General features: G+C 63.1%; 20 protein-coding genes and 1 pseudogene. 13 read left to right on the top strand and 8 right to left on the bottom strand.

The window, feature by feature from the left end; translation table 11 throughout:
- Nucleotides 1-462: 462 nt before the first annotated feature.
- The 6 genes and pseudogenes from M8744_RS09140 to M8744_RS09115 all read left to right on the top strand — a co-directional run bounded on the left by M8744_RS09140 (nucleotide 463) and on the right by M8744_RS09115 (nucleotide 7,153).
- Nucleotides 463-2,724, top strand: coding sequence for a mechanosensitive ion channel domain-containing protein (locus M8744_RS09140; protein ID WP_251413755.1), 2,262 nt, complete (start codon nucleotides 463-465; stop codon nucleotides 2,722-2,724).
- Nucleotides 2,696-3,076, top strand: a pseudogene (locus M8744_RS09135) (transposase family protein); the annotation flags it as partial. The gene M8744_RS09140 and the pseudogene M8744_RS09135, both read left to right, overlap by 29 nt.
- Before the next feature lie 439 nt (nucleotides 3,077-3,515).
- Complete coding sequence (locus M8744_RS09130) at nucleotides 3,516-3,905, top strand: EF-hand domain-containing protein (protein ID WP_251413742.1); 390 nt, start codon at nucleotides 3,516-3,518, stop codon at nucleotides 3,903-3,905.
- Between the two features lie 163 nt (nucleotides 3,906-4,068).
- The gene (locus tag M8744_RS09125; RefSeq protein ID WP_251413740.1) at nucleotides 4,069-4,815 is read left to right on the top strand and encodes a flavodoxin family protein; all 747 of its coding nucleotides are present in this window, start codon (nucleotides 4,069-4,071) and stop codon (nucleotides 4,813-4,815) included.
- A gap of 328 nt (nucleotides 4,816-5,143) precedes the next feature.
- Nucleotides 5,144-5,809 (top strand): potassium channel family protein, encoded by a 666-nt coding sequence (locus M8744_RS09120; RefSeq protein WP_251413738.1) that lies wholly within the window; start codon nucleotides 5,144-5,146, stop codon nucleotides 5,807-5,809.
- Between the two features lie 39 nt (nucleotides 5,810-5,848).
- The gene (locus M8744_RS09115; protein ID WP_251413735.1) at nucleotides 5,849-7,153 is read left to right on the top strand and encodes a TrkH family potassium uptake protein; all 1,305 of its coding nucleotides are present in this window, start codon (nucleotides 5,849-5,851) and stop codon (nucleotides 7,151-7,153) included.
- 126 nt (nucleotides 7,154-7,279) lie between these two features.
- On the opposite strand, the gene M8744_RS09110 is transcribed toward M8744_RS09115, so the two are convergent.
- From M8744_RS09110 to M8744_RS09080, 7 genes are all read right to left on the bottom strand, one after another.
- Nucleotides 7,280-8,131 carry an ABC transporter permease gene (locus M8744_RS09110; RefSeq protein WP_251413732.1) on the bottom strand — a complete coding sequence of 284 codons (852 nt, stop codon included), beginning with the start codon at nucleotides 8,129-8,131 and terminating at the stop codon, nucleotides 7,280-7,282.
- Nucleotides 8,132-8,162: 31 nt separating this feature from the next.
- Nucleotides 8,163-9,095, bottom strand: a complete 933-nt coding sequence (locus M8744_RS09105; protein WP_251413729.1) for an ABC transporter permease — start codon at nucleotides 9,093-9,095, stop codon at nucleotides 8,163-8,165.
- Nucleotides 9,092-10,069 carry an ABC transporter ATP-binding protein gene (locus tag M8744_RS09100; RefSeq protein ID WP_251413726.1) on the bottom strand — a complete coding sequence of 326 codons (978 nt, stop codon included), beginning with the start codon at nucleotides 10,067-10,069 and terminating at the stop codon, nucleotides 9,092-9,094. Before M8744_RS09100 ends, M8744_RS09105 begins: the two co-directional genes overlap by 4 nt.
- Nucleotides 10,066-11,073, bottom strand: coding sequence for an ABC transporter ATP-binding protein (locus tag M8744_RS09095; RefSeq protein WP_251413723.1), 1,008 nt, complete (start codon nucleotides 11,071-11,073; stop codon nucleotides 10,066-10,068). The genes M8744_RS09100 and M8744_RS09095 overlap by 4 nt, the downstream gene beginning before the upstream one ends.
- 4 nt (nucleotides 11,074-11,077) lie before the next feature.
- Complete coding sequence (locus M8744_RS09090; RefSeq protein WP_251413720.1) at nucleotides 11,078-12,709, bottom strand: ABC transporter substrate-binding protein; 1,632 nt, start codon at nucleotides 12,707-12,709, stop codon at nucleotides 11,078-11,080.
- 222 nt (nucleotides 12,710-12,931) lie between these two features.
- Nucleotides 12,932-13,759, bottom strand: coding sequence for a phosphodiesterase (locus tag M8744_RS09085; protein ID WP_251413717.1), 828 nt, complete (start codon nucleotides 13,757-13,759; stop codon nucleotides 12,932-12,934).
- Nucleotides 13,756-14,571 carry a sugar phosphate isomerase/epimerase family protein gene (locus M8744_RS09080; RefSeq protein WP_251413714.1) on the bottom strand — a complete coding sequence of 272 codons (816 nt, stop codon included), beginning with the start codon at nucleotides 14,569-14,571 and terminating at the stop codon, nucleotides 13,756-13,758. The genes M8744_RS09085 and M8744_RS09080 overlap by 4 nt, the downstream gene beginning before the upstream one ends.
- 290 nt (nucleotides 14,572-14,861) lie before the next feature.
- Between M8744_RS09080 and M8744_RS09075 the strand changes: the two genes are divergently transcribed.
- The 3 genes from M8744_RS09075 to M8744_RS09065 all read left to right on the top strand — a co-directional run bounded on the left by M8744_RS09075 (nucleotide 14,862) and on the right by M8744_RS09065 (nucleotide 17,401).
- Nucleotides 14,862-15,770, top strand: coding sequence for a pirin family protein (locus tag M8744_RS09075; protein WP_251413711.1), 909 nt, complete (start codon nucleotides 14,862-14,864; stop codon nucleotides 15,768-15,770).
- Between the two features lie 44 nt (nucleotides 15,771-15,814).
- Complete coding sequence (wrbA, locus tag M8744_RS09070; RefSeq protein ID WP_251413709.1) at nucleotides 15,815-16,408, top strand: NAD(P)H:quinone oxidoreductase; 594 nt, start codon at nucleotides 15,815-15,817, stop codon at nucleotides 16,406-16,408.
- Nucleotides 16,409-16,678: 270 nt separating this feature from the next.
- On the top strand, nucleotides 16,679-17,401 hold the full coding sequence (locus M8744_RS09065; protein WP_251413698.1) for a TetR/AcrR family transcriptional regulator: 723 nt from the start codon (nucleotides 16,679-16,681) through the stop codon (nucleotides 17,399-17,401).
- Between the two features lie 12 nt (nucleotides 17,402-17,413).
- Here M8744_RS09065 and M8744_RS09060 read toward each other — a convergent pair whose 3' ends face one another.
- On the bottom strand, nucleotides 17,414-17,872 hold the full coding sequence (locus M8744_RS09060) for a PaaI family thioesterase (RefSeq protein ID WP_251413695.1): 459 nt from the start codon (nucleotides 17,870-17,872) through the stop codon (nucleotides 17,414-17,416).
- Between the two features lie 120 nt (nucleotides 17,873-17,992).
- Between M8744_RS09060 and M8744_RS09055 the strand changes: the two genes are divergently transcribed.
- From M8744_RS09055 to M8744_RS09040, 4 genes are read left to right on the top strand one after another with little or no spacing between them, the layout of a single operon-like run.
- Nucleotides 17,993-20,104 carry a 3-hydroxyacyl-CoA dehydrogenase NAD-binding domain-containing protein gene (locus M8744_RS09055; RefSeq protein ID WP_251413692.1) on the top strand — a complete coding sequence of 704 codons (2,112 nt, stop codon included), beginning with the start codon at nucleotides 17,993-17,995 and terminating at the stop codon, nucleotides 20,102-20,104.
- Nucleotides 20,101-21,282 (top strand): acetyl-CoA C-acyltransferase, encoded by a 1,182-nt coding sequence (locus M8744_RS09050; protein ID WP_251413676.1) that lies wholly within the window; start codon nucleotides 20,101-20,103, stop codon nucleotides 21,280-21,282. Before M8744_RS09055 ends, M8744_RS09050 begins: the two co-directional genes overlap by 4 nt.
- Complete coding sequence (locus tag M8744_RS09045; RefSeq protein WP_251413673.1) at nucleotides 21,275-22,438, top strand: acyl-CoA dehydrogenase family protein; 1,164 nt, start codon at nucleotides 21,275-21,277, stop codon at nucleotides 22,436-22,438. The genes M8744_RS09050 and M8744_RS09045 overlap by 8 nt, the downstream gene beginning before the upstream one ends.
- Before the next feature lie 36 nt (nucleotides 22,439-22,474).
- Nucleotides 22,475-24,121: a long-chain-fatty-acid--CoA ligase gene (locus M8744_RS09040; RefSeq protein WP_251413663.1), complete on the top strand. Its 1,647-nt coding sequence runs from the start codon at nucleotides 22,475-22,477 to the stop codon at nucleotides 24,119-24,121.
- Nucleotides 24,122-24,123: the final 2 nt, after the last annotated feature.

Below are 24,123 nucleotides of genomic sequence, written 5' to 3'. Positions count from 1 at the left end.
TCGACGGCACTCAGCATTGGGCTGGAAAAGCCCGGTCGCCTTCGAACGGAAAGTGGCTTAAACGAGCACCTGGAGCGGCACAAATACGTGACAGGTCCAACATCCTGCTGCGGGCCAGCGGAAATTACGGCACGCCGGAGGTTCTGGACCTTTATGAGGCCCTCGTGCTGCGGTACGTCAAATGGGTTCGCGCGCGGTCTCTGACACCATCCCGAGGGGGCACTAGCACCAGTGACTAATGCTCCCATAGCCTTACCATATTGCAGCGTGGCACAGGGCCGCACAGGGCCATTGTGCTCACAGCAGCCAAGACGGCAGGTGATTGTCCCTTGACCTGAAGAGTGCGCCCGTTATCTCTCACGGCCGCGTATACTTGGGCTCTACTGAGCATGCACGGCGCGAAGCGGCGGGATCAAGGGAGATCGTTCCGCCGAGGACAGACAAAGACGAAGGTATCTGTACATGCTGCGACAGTTGGCGAGCGTTCTCGTATCCCTCTTTCTTGTGTTTGGCGCAGCCCATGCGCAAGACGGCAGTGGGGCCTCCTCCGGGGCCGCCGAGCAGAGGACGAGCCTCGATCTGTTGCTTGATGTCATCGAGGATGACGCGGCGCGCGCCGCGTTGATCGAGCGGTTGCGCGGGGCGGATGCGGTGCCGCCCGATGCGACCGGTGACGTGATCATGGAGACGCTGTCGGATGGGGTGGCCCCGCCGGAGGACGCCTCATTCGGGCGGCGTATCGCGCTGGTCACGCAACAGGCGGCCGAGGATGTTGTGGACTGGGGCACGCGGTTCTGGGCGCAGTTGACGCGCGCGCCGGAGGTGTTCGGGGGGCTGAGCGGCGGCGAGGCCGGTGTTCTGGCCGAGGCGCTGAGGGATCTGGCGCTGGTGATCGCGGGCACGGTGGTGGTGTTCTTCGCGCTGCGAGGACTGGGCAAATCGCTTTACGCCAATATGAGCGCGTCGGCGCGGGACGGAGGTGTGGCGCGCACGGCGACGTTGTTCACGGCCTCTGCGGTGATCGACGCGGTGATCGTCATCCTGGCCTGGGGCGCGGGCTATGCGCTGGCCATTCTGGCGCTCGGTGAGTTCGGACAGATCGGGATCCGGCAGACGCTTTATCTCAACGCATTTCTGCTGGTGGAGATGGCCAAGGTGGCAGTGCGGCTGGTGCTGTCGCCCTCGGCGACCTCGCTGCGGCCCTTGCCGATCGGCGACCGGGCGGCGTCTTATCTGTCGTCGCGGATCAACCTGATCGTCGGGGTGGTGGGCTATGGCCAGTTGCTGGTGGTGCCGATCATCAACAGCAATGTCTCGTTCGCGGCGGGGCGCGCGGTCTCGGCGCTGATCGCGGTTGCGGTACTGGGCTTTGCGATCTGGCTGGTGCTGCGCAACCGCCGGGTGGTCACGGATTGGTTGCTGGGCGACGAGGCGGGCGGCCGGCCCGCAGCCCCCGAGGTGGCGGCTGATCCCGCACCTGTCCGGGTCCGCCGGGCCCGGGGCGCGCTGGCCTATCTGGCGCGGCACTGGCACTGGCCGGCGCTGGCCTATCTGCTGGCGCTGTTCGTGATCGTTATGCTGCGGCCCGGCGATGCGGTGTTTCAGACGTTTCTTGCCTCGGGACAGGTGCTGGTTGTCGGGCTGCTTGGCTTTGCCGCCTCGGGCTTTATCAGCCGGGCGATGGTGCGTGGCGTGAGCCTGCCTGCGCGCCTCTCGGATCGGGTGCCGCTATTGCAGGGGCGGCTCAATGCCTTTGTGCCCCGGATGCTGTTCGTGTTGCGGGCGGTGATCTTTGCAGGGGTCGTGCTGCTGGCGCTCAATGCCATAGGGCTGATCGACCTGCGCGGCTGGATGGTCAGCCAGTTCGGGTTGCGCCTCACCGGCATGATCCTGTCGGTGTCGCTGGTGCTCTTGGTGTCGTTCGGGCTGTGGCTGGCGCTTACTTCCTGGGTGGATTACCGGCTCAACCCCGAGTTTGGCAGCGTGGCCACGGCGCGCGAAAGAACGCTTCTGACACTATTGCGCAATGCCGCGACGATTGCGCTTGTCGTCATCACACTGATGTTCGTGCTCGCAGAAATCGGGCTCGACATCGCGCCGCTTCTGGCTTCCGCGGGTGTGCTCGGCCTGGCCATCGGTTTCGGCGCTCAGAAGATGGTGCAAGACATCATCACGGGCATCTTCATCCAGTTCGAAAATGCCATGAACGTGGGCGACGTGGTGACCGTGGGTGGCGTCACCGGAACAGTGGAGCGGCTGACGATTCGCTCCGTCAGCCTGCGCGATGTACAGGGTGTCTATCACATCATTCCGTTCTCCTCCGTCGACATGGTGTCGAATTACGTGAAGGATTACGGCTATTTCGTCTGCGACATGGGCGTGGCCTACCGCGAGGATGTCGAAGATGCCAAACAGGCTATGCTCGACGCCTTTGCTGAGTTGAAAGGCGACCCCGAGCAGGCCGATGGAATTCTCGACGAGTTGGAGTGGTTCGGCGTGAACGGCTTCGGCGACAGCGCCGTGATGCTGCGCGCCCGGATCAAGTGCGTTCCGGGGCGGCAATGGGGTATCGGTAGGGCCTATAACGGCGTGCTCAAGAGGGTGTTCGACACCCGCAATATCGAGATCCCGTTCCCGCACCAGACGATCTATTTTGGCGAGTCCAAGGATGGTAACACGCAGAGCGTCAAGGTGGATGTCGAAGGTCCCGGCGCTCCGGTTTGACGGTCATGGCAGCGCTACGACCACGCACGCCGTCAGAGCCGCAATACAGCGATCGCAGGCTTCGCTCTCGGATTTGAGCCGGGAGTTGAGGATCGACCCCAAAACTGTTGCGAAATGGCGCAAGCGCCAGACGGTTGAGGAGCAGAAGACCGGCCCAAGAGCCCCGTGCTCTTCCGTTCTCCGCGAGGAAGAGGAGGCCACGATCTTTGCGTTCCGGCGGCACACACTGCTGCCGCTGGATGACTGTCTTTATGCCCTCCAGCCGTCGGTCGCGAATTTGACACGCTCGGCGGTACACCGCTGCTTGCGACGGCATGGCATCCCGCGGCTACCGGACGTCAAGGGCGACAAGGCATCCATGGAAGCGGTTACCATCATCGGCTTCGATCTCGTAAAGAACATGTTCCAGGCGCACGGCGCCGTAACGGAAAGGTCCGTGCTGTATCGCAAGAAGCTGCCGCGGCCGCAGGCTATCAGTTTCGCTGCCAGTCGCGATTGAACCGGATGACCGGTCGAGCCAGTAAAAGGACTTTTAATAACAAGATTTTAGGGGCCAGAGAACGTCCGACCCCGGTCCCATCCCCTCCGCCACTTACCCCTGCGAAAGCGTTTTCAGGGCCCGGTTGCAACCGGGATGCCTCGGTCGGGTGTGATGCCGTCGATGTTCTCCTTTGCGACACGATTTGTTATCCAAAGCACGGCGCCATCTCTCAACAGGTCCACATCTCGATGGAACGGGGTAGCCCCGGCCGGTGTTGGAATGGGACTGTAGTTCAAAGATTGGATCTCTTATGCACGCCACCAAATTCATCTCAGTGATCATCGGACTTGCCGCGTTCGGTGCTGCGACGGAACGCGGGTTCGCAAAGGAAGCAGATGCGGCATTCAACGGTCTGGATGCGGATCAAAGCGGCGCTATCACCTGGGCGGAAGCCTACCGGGTCCGCACAGGCCAGTTCATGGACATGGACGCGGACATGGATGGTATCCTGACCGTGGATGAGTTTCAGGGGCCGGTCCGCCCGCTCTCGGCTTTCGATACCGATGAAGATGAAAGGCTGCATCTGGCTGAATTTCTTGCCGGTCATCGAAATATGTTTGACAGATTCGACAAGGATGCGAACGGGTCTCTGACCTTCGACGAGTTCGAAGCGGCACAGAGCGCGGCGCGAGGCAATTGAAGCTGGACAAACGATCCCGCGCCAGCCGAGGAGAATTTCCATGCACAGCCCGACGTGCTTTATAAGGTCGCGTAAAATGAAGCTGCTGGTCTTCGGAAAATGCGGGGCGATACAGCCTGTTGAATCGGTTGATGACAATGAAATTTACAGAGTGAGCGAGGTCATGACCCTGAGTGAAACGCAAGCCGCGCTCTGCGCGGAGAACGAGACCGACTTTTCCGATCTGCGCGCCGTGTTCTTTAACTGCACGTTGAAGCACCCCGTCCAGGCGTCCCACACCTCGCTTTTGATGGGCACATCGGCCGAGATCATGCGAAAAAGCGGTGTCTCTGTAGAGGATATCCGCATGACCGCCCACACTATTGCCTTCGGCGTGCAACTCGACATGCGCAAGCATGGCTGGGACCATGACGACTGGCCCGATCTTTGGCGCAAGGTCGAGGCGGCGGATATCCTCGTCATCGGCACGCCGATCTGGTTGGGCGAGCAATCCTCGGTCTGCCGGCTGCTGATCGAGCGCCTGTATGCCATGTCCGGGCTTCTGAACGACAAGGGGCAGTCGATATTCTATGGCAAGATCGGCGGGGTGGTGGTCACCGGCAACGAGGACGGGGTCAAGCATGTGGCGATGAACGTGCTCTATTCGCTGTCGCACCTGGGCTACACGATCCCGCCGCAGGCCGATTGCGGCTGGATCGGCGAGGCCGGGCCGGGCCCGAGCTATGGCGACGATGGTGCTGGCTTCGACAACGAGTTCACCCAGCGTAACACCACGATCATGACCTGGAACCTGATGCACATAGCGCGGATGCTGAAGGACTCGGGCGGGCTTTCCAACCACGGCAACGACCGCAATGCATGGTCGGCCGGGTGCCGGTTCGACTTCGAGAACCCCGAGCACAGGAGCTGAAACCGCTTCGATCATCCCTGCAACGGGCCCCGTGATATCCGCACAACGATTCGGCCCGGAATTGTCACCTTTGACAATCTGCGAAATCGCGACATCAGTGGCTTGGGCTGGAGGCGCGGTGCTACGCTCAGATTTATTTTCCATTAATTACAATTAATTGACTTCAGATTGCGCCCGAAGGGATAGAAGCGCGCGATAGGTTTCCCCCGTCACGCGCGGTCGTGAAACCCGGGCTGCGATCCTCCTTTCCTTTGGTGCTTCAATAACCTAAGCTCGGTAGCCTTCGTCACCGACGCGTGAACAACGAAGGATGATTTCGGAGGCCGAAATGGGCAAACCAAAGAACAGAAACTTTGCCGTCATCGGCCTTGGGACGTTCGGCACGACCGTTGCATCCGAACTGGCCCGGTTCGGTAACCACGTGCTGGGCATCGACACGGTGAAAAAGAACGTCTCGCGCGTGGCCGAAAGGCTCGCCGAGGCGGTCATAGCCGACGGGCGCGACGAGCAGGCGCTGCGCGAGGCAGGCGTGGGCAATTACGATGTTGCCGTCGTCGCCATCGGCGAGGAGCTTGAAGCCAACATCTTGTGCACCATGAACGTCAAGCTGCTGGGCGTGCCGACCGTCTGGGTCAAGGCGATGAGCCGCACCCATCACCGCATCCTGACAAAGCTAGGCGCTGACCGCGTGATTCAGCCCGAACAGGAGATCGGCCGGCACATCGCCCAGATGCTGCACAACCCGCTGGTGCGGGATTACGTGAGCCTTGGCAACGGGTTTCACGTGGTCGACTTCCGGGTGCCGGAAAGCCTGTACGGCAAGCGGGCCGACGCGGTGGGCTTGGTCGAAAAGCATGAAATCAGGGCGCTCGGCCTGATGCGTGGCAGCGAGTTCGTGTCCTGCGAGAGCGGCGCAACCGAACTCCAGACCGACGACAAGCTGCTGCTGCTCGGCCGCCGGGAAAACCTGCGCCGTTTTGCGGACGGGCTCTGAACCTTGCGGCGTGTGGCCTGGGCCAGACGGGGCGGGCGTTTGCAGGTTACGCCACCCGCGATCCTCGCCGCGCTTTACGCGGTGCTGATACTCACGGGGGCGGCGCTGCTGAAACTGCCCGTTGCGGCGCCGGTGCCGATCTCTTGGTCTGACGCGATCTTCACGGCGGCCTCTGCCGTTACCGTGACCGGCCTTGTCGTGATTGAAACCGGCAGCGACCTGACGATGTTCGGCCAGGGCGTTGTGATGGTGCTGATCCAACTGGGCGGGCTGGGGTTGATGACCTTCGCGGTTCTTGTCCTGTCGATGCTGGGCCTGCCGGTCAGCATGTCGCAGCGTATCTTCCTGCGTGAAGACCTCAACCAGACTTCGATCAGCGATCTGTTGGTGCTGGTGCGCGGCATCCTGAAGGTGGTGCTGGCCTGCGAAGCGGTGGGTGTGGCGCTCCTGGCCATCGTCTTCGTGCCCGAGTTCGGCTGGGGAATGGGCCTGTGGCAGGCGCTTTTCCACACGATATCGGCGTTCAACAACGCGGGTTTCGCGCTGTTCCCCGACAGCCTATCGGGATGGGTCGGCAACCCGATTATCAACCTGACGGTGCCGGCGCTGTTCATCTTTGGCGGGCTGGGGTTCATTGTCGTGACCGAGCTATACGCCAAGCGCACGTGGCATGGTTTCTCGCTCCACACCAAGCTCATGGTGGTGGGCACGCTCGCCCTGATCGTCTGGTCGGTGCTGGCCTTCGCGGTGCTGGAATGGACCAACCCGCGCACGCTGGGTGCGCTGGACTGGGGCGACCGGCTCTGGGCAAGCTGGTTCCAGGGCGTCACCACCCGGACCGCCGGTTTCAACACGGTCGACATCGGCGGGCTGCACGACAGCACGTCGATGATGTTCATGTCCCTCATGGTGATCGGCGGCGGCAGCACCTCAACCGCCGGCGGCATCAAGGTGACGACTTTCATCGTGTTGCTGCTGGCAACGCTGGCCTTTTTCAAACGGCGGCAGCAACTGCATGTCTTCGGTCGCAGCCTTGGCCCCGACGAGGTAATGAAGGTGCTGGCGCTGACCATGGTCAGCATCCTGACCGTCTTTGTGGCCATTTTCCTGATCACGATTTCCCATGACGGCGACTTCCTCGACCTGGCGTTCGAAGTGGCCTCGGCTTTCGGCACGGTCGGTCTCTCGCGCGGTGCAACCGGCGATTTGGACGGCTTCGGCCGCGCGGTCATCATTGCCGTCATGTTCATCGGGCGGGTCGGCCCGCTGACGCTCGGGTTTTTCCTGGCCACCCGCTCCAAGCCGCGTGTCGGGTATCCATCGAGCAAGGTGTATCTCGGGTAATCAACATCCTGGCGCCTGGCCCACGGTGAATGGCGCCCAGGCCACCTGCGGCCCCGGCACGGGATCGCGTCGCGAGTATAGCCGCCGCGCTATCCTGCGCATTTGCCTTTGTCGTGGCGCCCGCGATCACCCCAATGTCGGGTCCAGCCGGTCGCGCAGCCAGTCGCCCACCAGGGATACGGCCAGGGTTGTCAACACGATCACCGTGGCAGGGCACAGCATGATCCAGGCGGCGCGGGTGATGTATTCGCGCCCGTAGCCCACCATGTTGCCAAGGCTTGTCATGGGGGGCTGCACACCCAGGCCCAGAAAGGACAAGCCCGATTCCAGCAAGATCACCTCGGGAAAAATCAGGGTCATCGAGACGATCAGCGTCGAGGCGATATTGGGCAGGATGTGACGCAGATAAACCCGCTGTGGCGTGGCACCCAGTTGCGTGATGGCCGTTGCATAGCCCTGCGCGCTGGCCGAAATGGCAAGGCCACGGGCAATTCGTGCGTAGCGTTCCCAGCCGTAAAGACCCATCAGCCCTATCAACAAGGGCAAGGAGTTGCCGAAAAAGGCCAGCACCGACAGCGCAAGAATCAGGAACGGCAGCGCAGCCTGGAAATCCGCCAGCATCAGCACCGCCTGTTCGACGATGCCACGGAAATGGGCGGCCAGAAAGCCAAGTGTGGTGCCCAGTATCGCCGAAATCAGGGTCGCCCCGAAGGCGATCAAAAGCGAAACGCGGATCGAAACGATCAGCCGCGACAGCACGTCCCGCCCAAGTTCGTCAGTGCCCAGGGGGTGGGCCCATGTCTGGAACGGCGGCACCAGCCGGTATTGCAGGTCCATCGCCGTATAGACAAAGGGCGTGATCAGGTCGGCCAGCAAGGCCACGGCCAGTACAAGGACGATCCAGCCCATGCCCAGCGTTACATACCAGGGGATCTGCGGCAGGCGGCGGGCAGGGGGCAGGGTCGCGGTGGCGGACATGGCAGGCTCCGTAAGGTCAGGCAAAGGGGCATCAGGCATTGGCGCGTGCGCCGTGGCGCAACCGCGGGTCCAGCGCGCCGTAAAGGAAGTCGACGATCAGGTTGGATGTGACCATCGTCGTGGCGACCAGCAGCAGGATGCATTGCACCACGGCCAGATCGCGATTGGCCACAGCCACCACCATCAGGCGGCCGACGCCGGGCCAGGAAAAGACGCTTTCCACCACGATGGCGCCGGCGATCAGGCTGCCAACAAGGAAGCCGATCAGCGTCACGGTGGGGATCGCGGCATTGGGCAGGGCATGGCTGCGCACTACCACCGCCCAGGCCAATCCCTTGGATGATGCCGTGCGGATATAGTGTTGCCCCAGCACTTCTAGCATGGCCGAGCGGGTAAATCGCGCCAGCGCCGCCGCGCCGCCCAGGCCCAGCGTCACGATAGGCAGGATGGCATGCCAGATCGTGTCGCGCCCGCCAGAAGGCAGCCAGCCAAGATTGACGGCAAAGACCAGTACCAGCCCCAGCGCCAGCACGAAACTTGGCACGGCAAAGCCCATGACCGCGGCGACCATCACCGCGCGATCAAAGGCCGTACCCTGATGCAGCGCGGCATAGACGCCCGCCGGCACGCCCATGGCCAGTTTCAACATCAGCGCCGGCAGGGTCAGCGCCAGCGTTGCCGGGATGCGTTCCATCACCAGTTCCAGCGCGGGCCGGCCATCGCGCATGGACATGCCAAGGTCACCCTGGAAGATGGCGGCGAAATACTGGATGTATTGCACCAGCACGGGCTGATCGAGCCCCCAGCTCTTGCGGAAGGCGGCGATCGCCTCGGGTGGGGCCTCTGGCCCAAGGATGATCGTGGCCGGGTCGCCCGACAGGCGCAGCACGACAAAGGCGAAAGTCACGACCAGAACGATGGTGATGAAGGCACGCAAGAAACGCGTGAGAATATATCGGATCATCTGGCGGCAACCTTTGCAGCGGGGGTCAGCAGGTGGCAGGCCGCCGTATGGCCTGGCGCGATACGGGCCGGGGCCGGGGCCTCCGTGCGGCAGCGTGCTGTGGCCACGGGGCAGCGCGGGTGGAAGGCGCAGCCTTCGGGGCGCGCAGCCGGGTTGGGCGGTTCGCCCGTCAGGATCACCCGTTCGACGCGGCGCGGCCCGGGGCTGGGCGCCGCCGAGACAAGGGCGCGGGTATAGGGGTGTTGCGGCGCGCGAAACAGATCGTCGGCAGCGGCCTCTTCGACCACGCGGCCCAGATACATCACGGCGACGCGGTTGCTGATCTGGCGCACCACGCGCAGGTCGTGGCTGATGAATACCATTCCCAGTCCGCGCTCGGCTTGCAGGTCGATCAGCAGGTTGACCACCTGCGCCTGGATCGACACGTCCAGCGCCGATACGGGTTCGTCGCAGACCAGCAGCCGGGGGCTGGTGATCAGGGCACGGGCGATGACGACGCGCTGGCGTTGCCCGCCCGAAAGCTCATGCGGATGGCGGGCACCTTGCGCGGCGGACAGGCCAACCGATGCCAGGGCCGCAAGGCCCGCGCTGCGCTGATCGCCGTCGATGCCGTGGATCACCAGCGGTTCGATGATCTGTTCCAGCACGGGAAGGCGCCGGTCCAGCGCGCCCAGCGGATCTTGAAACACCATCTGCATCTGCCGCCGAAGCGTGCGCCACGCGGCGCTGCCGGGCGCGGGCATGGGCGCATCGTCGAATGTTACGGTGCCTTCGTCGGGTAGCTCAAGCCCCAGTGCCATCCGGCCCAGCGTGGATTTGCCCGAGCCGGATTCCCCGACAATGCCAAGCGTTTCGCCGGCGTTGACTGTCAGGCTGATACCATCAACCGCGCGTACCGGCCTGGCTTGGCCAAACAGGTTGTTGCGGGTGACATAGCTGCGCGCCACGTCCCGAAGCTGCAACAGCGGGGTCATGATACGACCTCCGCCGGAGTTGAGTTTGGCGTGGTCGATTTCGGCCCGGCCAGGTCGAGGTTGTGGCGGGCGCAGGCCAGGCGCCGGCCCGGGGCCACCGCGCGCAGCGGCGGGCTGTCCAACAGACATTCGGGCCCCGCGTAGGCGCAGCGCGGCCCGAATGCACAGCCGCGCGGCATGTCGCGCGGGTCGGGTACGACACCGGGAATCGCGACCAGCCGTTGCGTGTCATCGAGCGTAGGCAGCGCGTCGATAAGGCCGCGCGCGTAAGGGTGGCGGGGGGTGTCGAAAAGGGTGGCGGCGGGGCCTGACTCGACGATACGGCCCGCATACATCACCGCCACGCGGTCGCAATTCTCGGCCACGACGCCAAGATCGTGGCTGATCAGAACCAGGGCCATGCCCATCTCACGCCGGATCTGTTGCAACAAATCAAGGATCTGCGCCTGGATGGTCACGTCAAGCGCGGTCGTGGGTTCGTCCGCGATCAGCAGGTCGGGTTGGCCGGCCAGGGCCATGGCGATCATGACGCGCTGGTTCTGCCCGCCCGACATTTCATGAGGATAGGAATCGAGCCGACCCTTGGCGTCGGGCATGCCTACCAGGTCCAGCAGGCGTTTCGCCTCGGCCCGGATCTCGGAGCCGGACATCCCGCGATGCAGGGCCAGAACCTCGGATATCTGGCGGCGGATGGACAGGACCGGGTTCAGGGCCGAAGACGGATCCTGGAAGATGATCCCGATACGTCCGCCCCGGATGCGTTCCATTTCGCGGACCGGCAGCGACAGGATATCGCTGCCGTCCAAGCTCACGCGACCCTGCACCGAAGCCTTGCCGGGCAGAAGACGCAGCGCCGCCAGCCATGTCACAGACTTGCCGGACCCCGATTCACCGACCAGACCGAGCGCTTCACCGGGATGGACCGCAAGGTCCACCCCGCGCACGGCAGGTGCTCCGTCAAAGGCCACGTTCAGCCCTTCGATCTTGACCAGCGGCGTTTTCATGGCATCACACCGCGAAATTGCCGGGGCCGAAATCCATGGCAAAGGCAGGGGATGCCTGCCATTTGATCGCCTTGGACTTGGCCGTGAAGGTCGCGTTCTGGTGCAGCACCGTGAAAGCCGGATCCTCGCGTTCGCAGATTTCAAGCATCCGGCGAAAGGCCTTGCGGCGTGCCGGGCGATCCATCGAGGTTTCAAGGAACAGGCAAAGCTCGTTCATCTCGGCATTGGTCCATTCACCGATCTGCTGCTGCTGCCCGTTCGGCCCGTGCTGGTTCACGATGGACGACACCGGATCGTTGAACGGCGCCGAGTTCGACCAATCGCGTATCGCACGTGTCTCGCCGCGTTCCATGATCTGCGCCCAGTTTTCCTTGGATTCGATCTGCACGTTGAGGCCGACCGCTTTCCACATCTCGACCAGGATCTGCGCCGTGGCGACCTGGTTGGTGTAGTAGTTGTTCAGCAAGCGATAAGGGATCGGATCGCCCTTGTATCCCGCTTCCTTCAGCAGGCTTGCGGCCAGCTCCGGGTTGAACTCTGGCACGGTCCAGTCGGCGTGGAACATGTCGTCGTAATAGGGCCATTGCAGCCCGGCGGGCACGACGGTGCGCCCGGCCCACAGGCTGTCGACGATGGCCTGGCGGTCGATCGAGTGCGTCAGGGCGCGGCGCACGCGCGGGTCGACCAGTTGTGCATGGTTCTTGTCGAACACGGTCAGGCGGTGGTTCAGGATCGTTCCGCCCTGCACCTCGAAGCTGGCATTGCTTTCGATTTCGCCGATCAGGTCGGGGGGGATGTCGCAGGCAAAATCGTATTCGCCGGACAGAAGGCCATTTACGCGGCTGGCCACCTCGGGCACCTCGACGAAGCGGATGGATTGCAGCGGCGGCAACCCGCCCCAGTAATCGTCATGCGAGACCAGCAGCAGCTCGGTGTCGGGTGTGAACCGTTCAACCTTGTAGGGGCCGGTGGTCACGGGCTTGCGCGCCCATTCCAGGTACGAGGCCGACTCTTCCCAGCCACGGCGTGACATGATGTCAGAGCCATAGCGCAACAGGCGGCCTTCAAGTGTCACATCCGGTGTCGCGTTGATGAAGCGCACGGTGTACTTGTCGATGATGTCGACGCGGGCCAGGTCGGGCCAGGCGCGGCGGGCAACGGCGGGCACCTCGGGGGGTAGTTCCTTGCCGGGACGCGGCGTGGGGATCGTTTCGAACGCCTTGATCGTGCTGCGGTTCTTGGGCTCGGTGTTCCCGAACATCCGTTCGCGCGAAAAGGTGAATGCCACGTCTTCGGCGGTCATTTCGTCGCCGTTGTGAAACCGCACGCCTTCACGCAATTTCAATTCCACGGTCTGGTCGTCGATCCGCTTCCATTCGGTGGCCAGCATCGGCTGTGCCTCAAGCTGGTCGCGCAGGTTGCGCCCGATCAGGCTTTCCCAGATCGAGCCGAAGAACACGCGCTCTCCGACGTTGGATTGTTCGCGCAGCACGTCGAGCGTGTTCGAATTCACGATCTTTTGCACGGCGATGGTGATCGAGGGGCGGTTGCCCTGTGCAAGGGACAGGCGGGGCAGCGCAAGGCTGCCGGCGGCGGCGGCGCCCAACCTGAGAGTGTTACGACGGGTGATCAACATTGCGGGTCATCTCCTGATGTTGCGATGGAACGGGAAGCGTTCCGGTATATCGTTGCGCCTTACTGTGACCCGCCGGTGAACCGGCCATGACAGCGCCGTGATCCTTCGTTGAAGAAATTGATTCAGCTTTGCGACGGGCAGGGCCTGCGGCTTGCCACGGCAAAAGGCCGCGGGGTGTAACCCGCGGCCTTTTGCAGAACCTAACCCGCCGTACCCCCCGGCTCAGCGCCGTGGTGCACGCAGGCGCCCGAAATTCTCGGGTGCGATAACGGGATGGCGATCCAGGAAATTTTCGAAATGCACCACGCAGGCGTCGTCCTCGGCCAGTATCACGGCATATTGGCCGGGGCCTTCCAGCCGGTCCTGCGTGTCGGCATGGCCGGGAAGGTTCACGCTGACATTGTAATGCCCGCCCGCCAGCGTCGTGAAAGGCAAACCTTTCCAGACCCCTGTCGTGGTGATGTGGACGTGACCGGCAATCACCTGCCGGATGTCGGGGTGACGGCGCAGCACATCGACCAGTGCCGGCCCGTCGCGCAATATGATGCTGTCCACCGGCATCGACAGGGGCAACACGTGGTGGTGCAAGATCACGATCACGGGCCGGTCAAGCGCTTCGTCCAGGCGCGCGGCCAGCCAATCAAGCCGCGCGGGGCACATCTTGCCCTCGACCAGCCCCGGCTCGCTGCTGTCCAGCAAGATCACCCGGTGCCCCTTGATGTCGATGACCTTTTGCACATGGCCATTCTCGTCGGCATGATCTTCGCCCATCACCTTAAGGAATGTTGGCCGGTCGTCGTGATTGCCCAGCATCAGGTGGGTGGCCACGGTGAGAGGCGCGACGATGCACTGCAACCGTCTATAGGCGTCTGCCTCGCCCAGGTCGGCCAGGTCGCCTGCAAGAATGCACAGATCGGCATCGGCGTGATGGGTGTTCACGCTATCCACGGCGGCGCGCAGCCGCGCGGCTGTGTCGAGGGTGTTGGATACTTCGCCCTCTGGGACAAGGTGCAGGTCGGACATGACCACCAGTTTCAAAGGCCCTGTCATTGTCCCAGCCCCATCTGCTCAAGGTAGGTCATCGACGGAGCGATCCCCGCCTTGTCACGCAATTCCAGGATCAGCCGTGGCCTTGCATCCAGCGCGGCGATGGCGCGGAACACGGCGGGCCAGCGGATCGTGCCTTCGCCCAGGGCCCAGTGACGGTCGGCATAACCCTCGGCATCTTGCAAATGGACATGATCCAGCAGGTCACCCGCGGCGGTAACGAAATAATCCACCGGCGGTGCGCCGGTGCTGCCATGGGCATAATGCGCGTGACCGGTGTCGATCGACAGTTTCAACGCGGGCGAGGCGAAGCTTTCGACCAAGAACTTGCGATCTGTCGGGTCGATGTCCTCGATATTCTCCATCACCAGCGTGACGCCCTGATCCTCGGCCCGTTTTACCGCCGCGCCGATACAGGCATGCACGTTGTCCACAAGGTTGCGGCGGTTGTCGGGGAAATTGTCCAGGTTGTTGTAATCCCACGTTGAATAGGGTGAATGAATGACCATTTGCGTGGCGCCGAGCGCGGCGCAGACATCCAGCCCCTGATCCATCCGGCGGGCTACGATCTTTTGCACCTCGGGGTCCGAGGTGCCGATGGTGAAGCCCCAGAACGGCCCGTGGATGCCCAGGCGCCCGGTATAGCCATCGAGCAGCTTTTTGGTATGCGCAACCTCGGCCGACCAATCGCCGTCCAGCACCGCTGCGGTGTGAAAGGCCTGCAATTCAAGATCGCGGTTCTTTTCCAGAATCCAGTCGCGCCAGTTTTCCAGCCCTGCGGTGCCCAGCGCCGCGCCGATCACGGGAAGTGACATGTCGTCTCCTTTGTCAGATTTGGCCGAAGGGGTAGGCGGCGATCTTGAACCTTGCATGACAGCGCCGTGATGTTTTTGAAACGGTGCGCGCCGTCGGTTCGCGGTGACAGGCATTGCGCATGCGTGCCCTTGAAACGCCCAGGAACGGCCCTTTGCCCCGCGAAAACCCGTAGGTGGTTTGGTCCGCCGTTTAGCATTGTTCATCTGCGCACAATGCCTGCCAAGAAATCGCCACTACCAATTCGCGCGGCCCGCGTCCAAATCCGGTTCATGACAACAAGGAGCGTGCCATGACCTTCAGACCGGTAGCTGCCACCAGCCAGGCCGAACCCACCATGGAGGGGGCGGGCGTACATCTGCATCGCGTGTTCGGGTTCGAAGACCCCGCGCTGACCGATCCTTTCCTGATGATGGATGATTTCCGCAACGATGACCCGCGTTTGTACTCCAAGGGGTTTCCGTGGCACCCGCACCGTGGCATCGAAACGATCACCTACGTGCTGGATGGCCAGGTGGAACACGCGGATTCGCTTGGAAACAAGGGCCTGCTAGGGCCGGGGAGCGTTCAGTGGATGACGGCGGGCTCGGGCATTGTGCACCAGGAAATGCCTTCGGGCAACGCACGGGGCCAGATGCATGGCTTTCAGCTTTGGGCCAACCTGCCATCTTCGCTCAAGATGACGACACCGCGCTATCAGGACATTACCGCCGGCGACATTCCCATCGAGGGAGATGACGACGGCACGCTGATCAAGGTGATCATCGGCACGTTCTGGGGCAAGACCGGCCCGGTCGACGGGATCGCGGCGAACCCGATGCTTCTGGATGTCTCGGTGCCGGCCGGGCGGCGCAAGGTGTTGCCGGTGGATACCCGCGCCAACGCGCTGGCCTATGTGTTCGCGGGCTCCGGCACGTTCCGCGATGCAAGCGACCCGGTCGGAATAAGGGTCGAAAAGGAATATCGCGGGGCCGAGCTGAACATTCGTGACATGACGGGCAACCGGACGCTGGTTCGGTTCGGGGCCGGTGACGAGATCACTGTGCAGGCCGGTGACGAGGGGCTTCGCTTCCTGTTGATGACCGGCCGGCCGATTAAGGAACCCGTCGCATGGCACGGCCCGATCGTCATGAACACGCAGCAGGAATTGCAGCAGGCGTTCCGCGATCTCAACAACGGCAGCTTCATCAAGCACAGCTGAGGCGCTGCCGAAAAAACAACCCAACCAATTGAAAGGACATGAAAATGTCACAGCCAAAAATTGCCGTTATCTTTTATTCGACCTATGGCACCAACCACGCCGTCGCGATGGCCGCGGCCGATGCGGCGCGCGCGGCGGGCGCAGACGTTCGCCTGCGCCGCGTTTCCGAGACCGCACCCAAGGACGTGGTCGAGGGGCAGGATGCCTGGAAAGCCCAGTTGGAAAAAATGGGCGATATCCCCGAGGTGACGGCCGATGACATGGATTGGGCCGACGGCTATTTCTTTTCGGCCCCCACGCGGTTCGGTGTCGTCGCCAGCCAGGTGCGTGCCTTCATCGACACGCTGGGCGGGCTTTGGGGCGCGGGCAAACTGGCCAACAAGACCTTCACGGCCACGACCAGCGCGGGCAGTCCGCATGGCGGCCAGGAGGCGACGCTTCTAAGCCTGTATACCACGGCGATGCACTGGGGCGCGGTGATCGTCGCGCCGGGCTTTACCGACCAGTCGATCTTTGATGCCGGAGGCAACCCTTACGGCTTCTCGACCAACGCCAACGGGTTCGACGATACCGGCAAGGCGGCCGTAGGCCACCAGGCAAAGCGCCTGGTCGAAATGACGGCAAAGATCGCCGGCTGAACGGCCCGTTGCAGCCGCGGGGCCTGCCCGCGGCTGTGGCGCCAAACCCCGTCATCTTGGCGGGATGGGCAAGAAAAGCGCTTTCCCCGGGCGCCGTGATACCTTTCCCCAAAAAGGGGCATAAACCCTGCAAGTCCAAGAGTTTGCAGGGTATTTTCCTGTCCGCCGGTATCGCCGCGGCGCCCATGCGTTGTCGAACGCCGTTGCCCTGTGGCGTGTATGCAGGCAAACAGGGCGCGCAACAGGCGAAAAAATGCAGGAGATTTGCAGGTGAACAAGGCCGCATCGCAAAGCGCGTTACGCAAATCTGGCAAGAAGAAATCAGGAAGATCAGCCACTTCGCGGAGCAAGCCCGCGTGGGGCGAGAACATCCAGAGCACCGAGGAGCAAAGACAAGCGCGCGAGGCAATCCTGTTCGAAACCGCGGCGCGCCTGTTCAACCGCTACGGTTTTCACGGCACGAGCATGGCACAGTTGACCGAGGAGCTGGGCCTGACCAAGGGCGCCCTTTACTACTACGTCAATGACAAGAGTGACCTGCTGTACCAGCTTCACATACGGTCCGCGCGGGCCACGCGGCTTGCGCATGACCGGGGCGTGGCCGAGGGCCGCAATGGCTATGAACGCATTCACCTGGTCGTCAAGCACTACATCAAGACGGTGACCACGTCGCCCACGGAAACCTTCATCCTGATGGAGGACGGCGCGTTGAAGCCCGAGCAGGCGGACGAGATCATGAAGTTGCGCAAGCAACTGGAATACGATCTGCGAAAATGTATCCAGGAAGGGATCGACGACGGTTCGATCGCGCCATGTGACCCGAAAATGGCGTCTTTCGCGATCGTCGGCGCCATGGCCTGGGTGTCGAAATGGTATGATCCGGCCATGCCCTGGACGTCCGACCAGGTGTCGTCGGGCATGGCGGAACTCTTGTCACGCATGATCGCGGCCAACCCTGTTCCGGCCCTGCCGACGGACACGGGACAAAGCTGACCGCGACGATTGTCACGACTTGGCGCGCTGCAATGCCAACGGGGATTGCGCGGAAGCCAGCAGATCACCTTGCGGTGTCAGAAGTTGCGCCTGTGCGTGGGCAAGCCGATACCCCATGGTCGTGACCTGCGCATGCGCGATCACCTTTTCCGGTTTCACCGCACCAAGGTAGGCGACGTTGAGCGCGACCGAAACGGCGCTTTCCCCTTCCGCAAGGCGTGACAGCGCGGCGAATGCCATCGCGAAATCGAGCATCGTCGCGATGGTGCCGCCCGACACGACCCCATGACCCTGCACATGCTCCGACCCGGGATGAAAGCTGATTCTGATGTCGCCCGGTGTGCCGCTCGAAAAGTGGCAACCCAATGCCCGTAGCAACGGCGATGTGCCAAGCGGCACGTGGGACAAGCCATTCGCCAGGGCCTTGGTAATGTCTGCCCGGTCTTCGTTAACAAATTGTTTTGATGACATATTTTCTCTCCATCTGCGAAGCGGATCTGCGACCTTGATCGAGACTATTGCATAATTTGAACGAACGTTTAAACAGAAAACGATCGTTCAAACGATGGACAGCAATAAAACGGGGACTTGATGGTCGCTTCGAAACTCGCCCAATCCGAGCAGCACGGTGCAACCCGTGTGATCAACATGAATGATGGCAAGTTGAACTTGCTGTCGCGGCCATTGCGGGCAGCGATCCTGCGCGAGCTGGATCGCGCCGCCGCCGACCCCGAATGTCGTGCGGTTGTCTTGCTGGGGGGTGGCCGGGCTTTCTCGGCCGGGGCCGACCTTGTCGAAATGGATACGCCCGACAGCCTTGCCGATCCATGCTTGCACGTGGCGCTGATCGAGGCGATCGAAGGCATGGATGTTCCGGTGATCGCCGCCATTCACGGATCGGCGCTGGGTGGCGGGCTGGAACTCGCGCTTGGCTGTCACTACCGGGTCGCCACGGGCGACGCGGTGCTGGGCTTGCCGGAAATCACCCTGGGCTTGATGCCGGGGGCGGGCGGAACGCAGCGGCTTCCACGGGCCATCGGGCTGGTACCGGCGCTGAACCTTATCCTGAAGGGCAGCACGTTTCCGGCGGGGCGCGCGCCGCGCGGGCTGATCGACAAGCTGGTGGCCGATGATCTGGCCAGCGAGGCGTTGGCGTTTGCAGACGAGGTGGCCGCGCAACGCCCATTGCCGCGCTTGCGTGACATTTCCCTTTCCACGGAAAACGTGCAGGGATTCATGCAGGTGGCGCGCATGGCGGTGGCGCGCGATCCGCGACGCTTGCCGGGGCTTGTTCCGATCGTCGATTCCATCGAACGGGCCGCTCTCGAACCGGCCGAGGTCGGGCTTGTCGCGGAATACGAAAGCTTCGGCCGCTTGCGGTCCGACCCGGCAACCCGGCCGTTCCGGTATGCCTTCCTGGCGGAACGGCGCGCTGCCAGTATCGACGGGCTGGCAAAGACGATCCGCCCGCGCAAACCGCATCGTGCCGCTGTCATCGGTGCCGGTGCGATGGGGCAGGGCATTGCCATTGCCCTGGCCGAGGCCGGGCTCGACGTGTGGTTGATGGACCAATCGGCAGATGCGCTGAAGCGGGCGCAAGCCGGGGCGCAGGCGGTGTGGGATCGCGCGGTGCAGCGTGGTCGGCTCGGCCAGCAGAACAGGGATGCCCTGGTGGCCCGGATATCGCCGGTTCAGTCGTATGACGACCTGCAGGATGCCGAAATCGTCATCGAGGCGATCATCGAGGATGTCGCGGCCAAGCAGGCGGTTTTCAAGGCACTCGACGCCACGTTGAACCCCGATGCCATCCTGGCGACGAACACCTCGGCATTGGATATCAACGACCTTGCCAAGGTCACGGGGCGTCCGGGGCAGGTGGTCGGGTTGCATTTCTTCAACCCCGCGAACGTGATGAAGCTGATCGAGGTCGTGCGCACCGACGCGACATCGGATGAAACGCTGGTCACGGCGATGGGCCTGGCGCGGCAGATGGGCAAGGTGGCCGTTGTCGCCGGGATATGTGACGGCTTCATCGGCAATCGCATGATTGAGCAATATGTCAGGCAGGCACAGTTCCTGGTTGAAGAGGGGGCAATGCCCGCGCAGGTCGATCGCGCGCTCGAGGCCTGGGGCATGGCGATGGGGCCTTTCAGGATGCTCGACCTTGCTGGCAATGATGTGACCGCAACCGTCCGCCAGCGCCGTGCCATCGAGATGCCCGATATGATCTATCCGACATTGCCCGACATCGTGCTGTCGCGCGATTGGTTCGGGCAGAAGGTCGGCAAGGGGTGGTATGACTACACCTCTGGCGGTCGCAAGCCGCTTGAAAACCCCGAGCTGGTGCCGCTGATCGAGGCCCATTCGGCCGCGCTGGGCCTGGAACGCCGCGCGGTCAGTGACACCGAGATCGTGGAGCGCTGCGTGCTGGCCCTTGTGAATGAAGGGGCCGCGATCCTGGCCGACGGCATCGCCCAGCGTCCCTCGGATATCGATGTGGTTTATCTGAACGGGTACGGCTTTCCGCGTTTTCACGGCGGGCCGATGCATTGGGCCGACACGATGGGGCTGGTCAGTGCCGTGCGCAAAATGCGCCGTTTCGCCGCGACTCCGCATGGCGACCCGGGTTTCTGGGAGCCTCACCCGCTGCTCGTCGATCATGCCGAGCGTTTGCAATCGCTTTTCAACGGAGAGCCCGCATGACCCGCGCCGTCATCGTTTCAACCGCCCGCACCCCGCTTGCCAAATCGTGGAAAGGGGCCTTCAACATCACGCATGGTGCAACCCTGGCAGGTCATGCCATCCACCACGCCGTGGAACGCGCAGGGCCCGCCCGCCCGCTGATCGAAGACGTGGTTCTGGGTTGCGCCAATCCCGAAGGGGCAACCGGCATGAACATTGCCCGGCAGGCCGCGCTGCGTGCGGGGCTTGGCGTCGGGGTTGCCGGGATGACGGTGAACCGTTTCTGTTCCTCGGGGCTTCAGGCGGTTGCCCTTGCGGCACAGCGGATCATCGCGGGCGAAAACGACGTTCTGGTTGCCGGCGGGGTCGAGTCGATCTCGTGCGTGCAGAACGAAATGAATACCCACATGCTGGAGGAAGACTGGCTCAAGGCGAACAAGCCAAGCATCTACTGGCCCATGCTGCGCACCGCAGAGACCGTGGCCAAGCGTTATGGCATCGCGCGCGACCGGCAGGATGAATACGGCGTGCTAAGCCAGCTACGCGCGGCCCATGCCGCCGAACAGGCCCACACCGCCGAGGAAATCGTGCCGATCACCGTGACGCAGGCCGTTGCCGACCCTACAAAGGGCCTTGCGATGCGCGAGGTCACGGTGTCGCAAGACGAGGGCATCCGCCCCGCCACGACACTGGAAAGCGTTGCCAATATACGCCCCGCCATGCCGGGTGGCACGGTGTCGGCCGGCAATGCCAGCCAGTTCTCCGACGGGGCGTCGGCCTGCGTCGTGATGAGCGAGGCAAAAGCCGAGGAACTGGGCCTGAAACCGCTGGGCATCTTCCGCGGTTTCGCCGTCGCCGGGTGTGAGCCTGACGAGATGGGCATCGGCCCCGTATTCGCCGTGCCCAGGCTGCTGGCTCGCTGTGGCGTGACGGTGGATGACATAGACCTGTGGGAACTGAACGAAGCCTTTGCCGTTCAGGTTCTGTATTGCCGTGACGTGCTGGGCATCCCCGAGGATCGGTTGAACGTCAACGGTGGGGCCATCGCGCTGGGCCACCCCTATGGCGTCAGCGGTGCGCGCATGGTTGGCCACGCTCTTCTGGAAGGGCGCCGCCGGGGTGCGAAGCTTGCGGTTGTCACCATGTGCATCGGCGGCGGCCAGGGCGCGGCAGGGCTTTTCGAGGTGTGCCATGACTGATTTTCCACGCCATCTTTTCAACGAGGATCATGACCAGTTTCGCGCCAGCGTGCGCCGTTTCTGCGAGGAGCGGATCTTGCCGAACCACCCCGCGTGGGAAGAGGCGCATTGCGTCCCCCGCGACATCTGGCGCGAAGCCGGGGCGATTGGCATGCTGGGGGCGTGGTTGCCGGAAAGCCATGGCGGCACCGACACCGATATCCTGTTCGACATCATCACCTGCGAAGAGCTGTGCCGCGTCGGTGCGACGGGCCCGGGCTTTCCGCTGCATTCGCTGATCGTCGCGCCATACATCCAGGATTTCGGCAGTGACACTCTTAAATCCCGGCTGCTGCCGGGCATCGTTTCCGGCGAAAAGATCGCCGCCATCGCCATGACCGAACCCGCGGCGGGCAGCGACCTGGCGTCGATCCGCACAACCGCCCGCCGCGACGGTGACGGTTGGCGCGTGAACGGGCAAAAGACATTCATCACCAACGGTCAAAACGCCGACGTGGTGGTGACTGCCTGCGTTACCGACCCGGCCAAGGGCGCGAAGGGCATTTCGCTGCTGGTTCTCGAAGGCGGAATGGACGGGTTCACGCGCGGGCGCAACCTGCGCAAGATCGGCCAGCACGCGCAGGATACCGCCGAGCTGTTCTTTGACGACGTATTCGTGCCCGACGACAACCTGTTGGGCGAGGCGGGGCGCGGTTTTGCCTACATGATGCATGAGCTGGCCCAGGAACGGTTGCTGGTTTCCGTGCAATGCCAGGCCCGCGCCGAAGCGGTGTACGAGCAAACGGTGCGCTACACTTCCGAACGCCGGGCCTTTGGCAAGCGCGTTCTGGATTTCCAGAACACGCGGTTCACGCTGGCGCAGTTGCGCGCGGAACTGATGGCAGGGCGCGCCTTTTGCGACAGCCTGATCGCCTTGAGGCTCGACGACAAGCTGGACGCGGTGCAGGCATCGGCCGGGAAACTCTGGCATTCCGAGTTGCTGGGCCGGGTGACGGATACGTGCCTGCAATTGCATGGCGGCTATGGCTACATGGCCGAGTACCCGGTCGCGCAGGCCTTTGTCGATGCGCGGATCGAACGGATTTATGCGGGCACTTCGGAAATCATGAAAGAGATCATTGGCCGCGATATCGCCGCCAGTGTGACCGAAGCCTAGCGGGTTCCGACAGGACAGGGAGGAGATTTGACCAAGATGAGCGATTTCGAAGCGCAGCGCGCCCGCAACGCGGCGACGCCCACCGTGACGACGATGATGGAAGCGCCCCTGCGCGTGACCGATATCTTGCGCCGAGCGGAAGCGATTTTTGCCGATCAACGCATCGTCAGCCGCCTGGCACCGGGTGTTTTCGAAACCATGAGTTTTGCCGAGGCAGGGCGCGCGGCGCGCTGTCTTGCGTCGGCGCTGACGTCGCTGGGTGTCGCGCCCGGGGCGCGGGTCGCGACGCTGATGTGGAACCACGGAACCCATCTTGTAGCCTATTACGGAATCCCCGCCTGCGGGGCGGTGCTTCACACGCTCAACCCGCGCCTCTCGCCCGAGGAACTGGCCTATATCATTGCCGATGCGGGCGATGATGTCGTTATCGTGGACGAAGACCTGTTGCCGCTCTGGCGCGAGGTCGAGGCACATGTGAGCCCGCGCCACGTCATCGTGAATGGCAAGAGCGATGGCGCCGACGACATCGCCTGGGCGGACCTGCTGGAACAACACGAACCCGTGGACTGGCCCCAGGGGCCGTTCGACGAGAACACGCCCGTTGCCATCTGCTATACGTCCGGCACCACGGGGCGGCCCAAGGGGGTTGTCTATTCCCACCGCTCAATCATTCTGCAGGCTTTCGGCACGATCGCACCGGACAGTTTCAACCTGTCGGCGCGTTCCGTCACCTTTACCCTGACACCGATGTTCCACGTGAACGCATGGGGCGTTCCTTTCGCGGCGTTGATGGCCGGGTCTGCCGTCGTGTTGCCGGGGCCGCGCGTCAGTGCCGACGAGATACTGGATATCATTTCAGCCGAGCGGGTCAGCATTGCCTTTGGCGTGCCCACCATCTGGACCGGCGTGATCGAAGCGCTGGAAAGCGACAAGAGTTGGGATCTGCCCGAAAACCTGATGCTGATGTCGGGCGGCGCGGCGCCATCGCCGGAGATGTTCAGAATTTTCGATCGTCACGGCATCTATCTCCAGACCGGCTGGGGCATGACCGAAACCTCGCCCATCGCCTCGCAGACATGGCTTTTGCCCGCGCATGACAAGATGGACGAGCACGCGCGCATCAAGCTGCGGGCGTCGAACGGTCTTCCCTTGCCCTTCATTGATTTTCGCATCGCCGACGAGGACAGCCAGCCGCTGGCCTGGGATGGCACCAGTCGGGGCGAGTTGCAGTGCCGCGGCCCCTGGGTGACGCAGGACTATATCGGTCATCCGCATCCCATCCCGGCAACCACGCCCGATGGCTGGTTGAAAACCGGCGATGTCGCCGTGATCCGGCCCGATGGCTACGTGCAGCTTGTCGATCGTCTGAAAGACCTGATCAAGTCGGGCGGCGAGTGGATCAGCTCTGTCGATATGGAGAACGTGATCGCCGAACTGGCCAATGTCGCCGAGGCCGCCGTGATCGCCATTCCTGATGACAAGTGGGGCGAACGGCCGATGGCCCTGGTCAGCCCGCGCGCTGGCGCGACGCTGACGGCAGAACAAGTGACCCTGCATCTGCAGGCCCGCTATCCGAAATGGATGGTCCCGGACCGTGTCGAGGTTCTGGATGACTTGCCAAAGACAGGAACCGGCAAGCTCAACAAGCTGCTGATGCGGCAGACCTGGGGCCTTGCCACCTGAAA

This window comes from Lutimaribacter degradans (genome assembly GCF_023703375.1).
Lineage (GTDB): Bacteria > Pseudomonadota > Alphaproteobacteria > Rhodobacterales > Rhodobacteraceae > Lutimaribacter > Lutimaribacter degradans.
The sequence above is the reverse complement of the archived record's forward strand: the minus strand, read 5'-3'. Positions and strand labels throughout refer to the sequence as shown.